This is a genomic window from Streptomyces sp. NPDC058664 (assembly GCF_042716635.1).
Lineage (GTDB): Bacteria > Actinomycetota > Actinomycetes > Streptomycetales > Streptomycetaceae > Streptomyces.
Genome location: NZ_JBHXRW010000149.1, coordinates 1 through 4,033 on the forward strand (window position 1 = coordinate 1; position 4,033 = coordinate 4,033).

4 protein-coding genes and 1 pseudogene are annotated in these 4,033 nt (G+C 65.1%); 3 read left to right on the top strand and 2 right to left on the bottom strand.

The window, feature by feature from the left end; all coding sequences use genetic code 11:
- The first annotated feature begins 222 nt into the window (after positions 1–222).
- The 3 genes from ACFWUY_RS40715 (at position 223) to ACFWUY_RS40725 (ending at position 2,209) form a co-directional block, all read left to right on the top strand.
- Positions 223–459 (top strand): hypothetical protein, encoded by a 237-nt coding sequence (locus tag ACFWUY_RS40715; protein WP_384121863.1) that lies wholly within the window; start codon positions 223–225, stop codon positions 457–459.
- 566 nt (positions 460–1,025) lie between these two features.
- Positions 1,026–1,607 (top strand): hypothetical protein, encoded by a 582-nt coding sequence (locus tag ACFWUY_RS40720; RefSeq protein ID WP_384121865.1) that lies wholly within the window; start codon positions 1,026–1,028, stop codon positions 1,605–1,607.
- Positions 1,595–2,209: a hypothetical protein gene (locus tag ACFWUY_RS40725; protein ID WP_384121868.1), complete on the top strand. Its 615-nt coding sequence runs from the start codon at positions 1,595–1,597 to the stop codon at positions 2,207–2,209. Before ACFWUY_RS40720 ends, ACFWUY_RS40725 begins: the two co-directional genes overlap by 13 nt.
- A 307-nt stretch (positions 2,210–2,516) precedes the next feature.
- Here ACFWUY_RS40725 and ACFWUY_RS40730 read toward each other — a convergent pair whose 3' ends face one another.
- Together ACFWUY_RS40730 and ACFWUY_RS40735 are read right to left on the bottom strand one after the other, a co-directional pair.
- On the bottom strand, positions 2,517–3,212 hold the full coding sequence (locus ACFWUY_RS40730; protein ID WP_384121870.1) for a transposase: 696 nt from the start codon (positions 3,210–3,212) through the stop codon (positions 2,517–2,519).
- A gap of 52 nt (positions 3,213–3,264) precedes the next feature.
- A pseudogene (locus tag ACFWUY_RS40735) lies at positions 3,265–3,618 on the bottom strand (transposase domain-containing protein); the annotation flags it as partial.
- Positions 3,619–4,033: the final 415 nt, after the last annotated feature.

Here is a 4,033-nt window from a genome sequence, read left to right on the forward strand (position 1 = left end):
CACACTGACTCGCAGCCGCCGTGCGACTTCCGGTGGCGTGATCTTCTGCTCGAACAGCTCGCCTGCCTGCATTCGTACCGCCTCACGACGCCGACGCGCTGCCGGAGTCAGCCCGCCCCCATCCGCATATCTCACACACCACGGATACAGTCACCTACCCGCACCCGGGAGCGACTTCTCAACGGTTCACCCCAACGAGCTGAAGTCAGTAGGGAGTGTTTGGTGATCTTCAAAATCGAGGTGCTCAACGCCCTCGTGGTCCTCCTGGCCCTGGTCGTCGGCGTCGTGGTGTACCGGCGTAACCGCACCCTTGAAACCGCGATCGCAGCGGTTGCCGCGGTGGCAGTCACCCTCGTGATCCTGTTCGGCCCGAACGTAAGCAACCCGGCGACGGGGACGACCGCCCCGGCGCCGTCACAGACCCCCGTTATGCCGGTCTCGGCGGTGCCGGGACGCTGAACCGCCTCGCCGGCGGAGGCTTCGCAGGCGAGGCGCAACCAGGGCTCCCTGCCGGTGTAGTGACGACCGAAGGTCTACCGTGGTCGTGGGCGCCGGGAGCCGACTGGTCGTTGACTCCCCGGCCGCCCGGCCGCCGGTCCCCCGCCCACCCCTGTACGGGGGGCCGGCCACATCTCGTGAGGCCGCCCGCCCCTTCCTGGCTCCCCGAAACCCCCCTGCCGAACAGGGGGGTTTCGTCACCTGTGCCCCTGCAGCCGTTCACCCGCCCGGGTGGTTCTCCTCCTCGCGTACGCGAGCGCGGATCCAGCGGCATGCCCTCAACTCCCCCTGCAAATCAGGCTATCGACAACAGACAGGATCTTTCGGCATGTTTCGGGCGCGGTCCGGTCGGCGGGCCGCGTCATGGCGGGAGAACGGGAGATGTGCGATGCGTGAGTCGTATGACGAGTACAGGGCGGCGGGCCGGCTGAAGGTGGCGGCCTGGCGGCCTGGCGGTGGGCGGTCGCCTCGGGTCTGGTCCCGGCGGTGGACGCCGGGGCCGGGCCGCAGGCATCGCCGAGCGGCTGATGGGAGTGAAGCTCGGCGCAGCCCAGGAGGAGGCCCTGGGCGTGTGGGGCAACGTGTACGGCAAGACGTCGGGAACGTTGCACGGCGTCGCGGCCGAGGCCGGCCGAACGGCCGGCCTGTACACCGAGGTCCTCGCGGCCGCCCGGGAGCTGCTGGTGCCGCTGCCCGGCCGCGCCCCGCGGGTCCTCGAGCTCACCGCCCTCGACCAGCCGGGTCCAGACCAGGCAAGGGAGCTGGCCCGGTGGGCCGACCCGCGCGCCACCGCGTTTTTCTTCCGCTCCCGCCCTGCCGCCGCCTGGCTCCCGGTTCTTCAGAAGTACGCGCCGCATCTGCTGCATCCCGATGTCCCGGCTGGCGGAGTGTGGCCGGCCGCCGTGTTCTTCGAATATCTCGCCGACGCCGCCCCGGTGGCTGCCTGCCCAAACACCACTGCACTCGAACCGAACTCATCGCTGCACGGCGGCTCGCAGACGCTTTCATGGAGCCCCATCAGGATTGAGCGTCGATTACTCACGCATCCAGTTTCATCGAAGTTATTCTCAATTATGCACTTCCGAATACTTGATACATGGAGAATTTAGTGAAATTTATCAACGCTGTCAAATCAGCGGTAGCTGCTGTAGCCATGGCAGGAAGCGTAGTCGCTATAACTCCTTCAAGCGCTGGAGCAGCCACTCCAGGGTCCTGGAATCAGGGATATGTGACGGTTTATCAGGGTGAGACAAAGTACGCGTACTTCGCTTGCCCGTCAGGCCAGCAGCTAACGGAATATAAGATCTATGACCACGGAACGGCGAAGCACTGGGGCGAAAAGGTGGTCGAGAACGGCCGCAAGCTCGAGGTCGTGGTCTCGAACCTAACCTCAACGTACAGCTACGTTGTGGTGCAGTATCTCTGCAAGGTTGCACCGGTCACCATCAAACAGGAAGTCGCGATCAATGGGAAGTGGCTTCCCGCAATTCCTGGCGAGGGTCACGCTACGCTAACATGCCCGAACTCTGATACTCCGTACATTATCGCAGCAACTACAGGCGCCCTCAAGGAGGGCGTTACTGCCGATATCGACGTAGATAGGTCAACATTTCCCAACTCCGCCGACTTCCATTTCGTGAACCAGAATTACGGTGATCGTTTTGTGGACGCGATCATAACCTGCTCGGCCGATCCGGTGGGTGGAATGTAATTCCATGGGGTCGCGCAGCACTTCGCCCGCGCGGCCCTCTGGCCTCCATTGATTCCCCACTTTCCTTGTGCGGTGAATACTGGGATTGGTTTAGGCCCAATACCGGTGATTTAGCTTCTTTTCAGGCGCCGGCTGGTTGGTTTGGTGGGTGGCGTGAGGGTGACGGTGTGAGTCGGTGGCCGGGGTGGGTTGCGGTGGTGGGGGTGTTTGAGGTGCCAATTGCTCATCTTGCGTTTGATGACGCGGGGGTTGGAGCGTCGTCTGCGGGGCGGTAGGGGTCGTTGCAGCAGCTCACGGGTGGTGTGCGTCAGGGCTTGGTGGACGAGGAGGAATCCGTAGATCTCCTGCTCGATGCCGTCGGGATACTGCGAGCGCAGGACAAGCCGCCGACCGCCCTGGTGGGTCTTGATCTCATCCAGGGTGTTCTCGATCTCCCCCGCTGGTGATAGAGGGCAGCGAGGTCGGTGGCGGGTGCGTCGTCCGGGTCGCAGACGGTGGTGATCAGACGGTAGACGGTGTCCTTGTCGCGGCCCTTGAGCCGGTATTCGATGACACGCACCCGTGCCGGAGCGCGGCGGTCATGGTCACCACTGGCCACGATCTCGGAGAGGTAGGCGCCGTCGTCGAAAGACTGCAGGACCGGCAGGACGATGTTCTTGCGGACTCGCCACAACAGGTCCGCACCCGTGACGGACGCTGCCTGCCACAGCTCGAACCCGGTAATGCCGCGGTCGGCCATCAGCAGCATGCCCGGCCCGAGCCGGCCGAGCAGGCCCGGGATCAGCTGCTGTTCGCGCACCGACAGCGGGCCGGTCGCCGCGGCGAACACCGCGTGCGTCCCGCATTCGACCAGTGCGGCCACCCTGACCTGCGGATACGCACTGCACTGCTGGCCCCGGCCCGAACCGGGCCGGGGCGAAGAACTCGGCGTTGGCCTCGGTGTCCGGGACGTCGAAGACGGTGCCGTCCACCGCGACCAGCCGCCACCGCCGATACCAGGCACCCGCCGTGTCCGGTGTCGCGACCGGGCGGCAGACCCGGCCGAACAGCACCCGCAACGGCTCCGGCCCCAGCCGCCGGCGAGCCCGGCCGATCGCCGCCGTCGTCGGCACCCGCCACGGCCTCTCCCACCGCCGTACCCGCTCCAGCCCTTGCGTCAACAGCCGGGCCACCTCTTCATAGCCCTGCCCCGCAAACAGGCACATCGCGAGCACGAAGTACACCACCACCCGGGCCGGCAGCAGCCTCGAACGCTGCTCGACCCGCCCGCACTCCGCCACCACCTCATCCACCAACTCCGGCGGAAACACCCGCGTCAACACACCCAGAGCGATCCGGTCCGACAACCGGTCACCCGACGACTTCTTCACCTGCCCAGGTCTCGGCACACCACATACAACGACCAACACCGGGACTGTACGAAGAACGGCTCTGTCTCACATGCGGTGGTGACGGATTGTGCACGTTGAGCATGTCCACCTCGCGGAGAGTGCGGACAGCGTCCTGACCTCGATGTTTCGAGGCGGACGGCATCATGCCGGACCATCGGGCTTACCGCGGCGAACTCTCACTACCGGACACCAAGTGATCGGCCGGATTCTGGAGGAGACCGGCTATGAGGCGCCGATCTGCGGTTTCGTAGCCGATGTCCTATCCGTTGCCGTCATGACCCACCGGCACCACCGAATGTGAGACAGAGCCCGAAGAACGGTGTAACTCCGATCATGGAAGAGTGCGCCTGTGACCAGCGAGAACATAGCCACGGCATCTGAGGTGGGGGCTGCGCCTGCAGCTGTGGATGACCAGTTCCTGAACGAGCTCGTG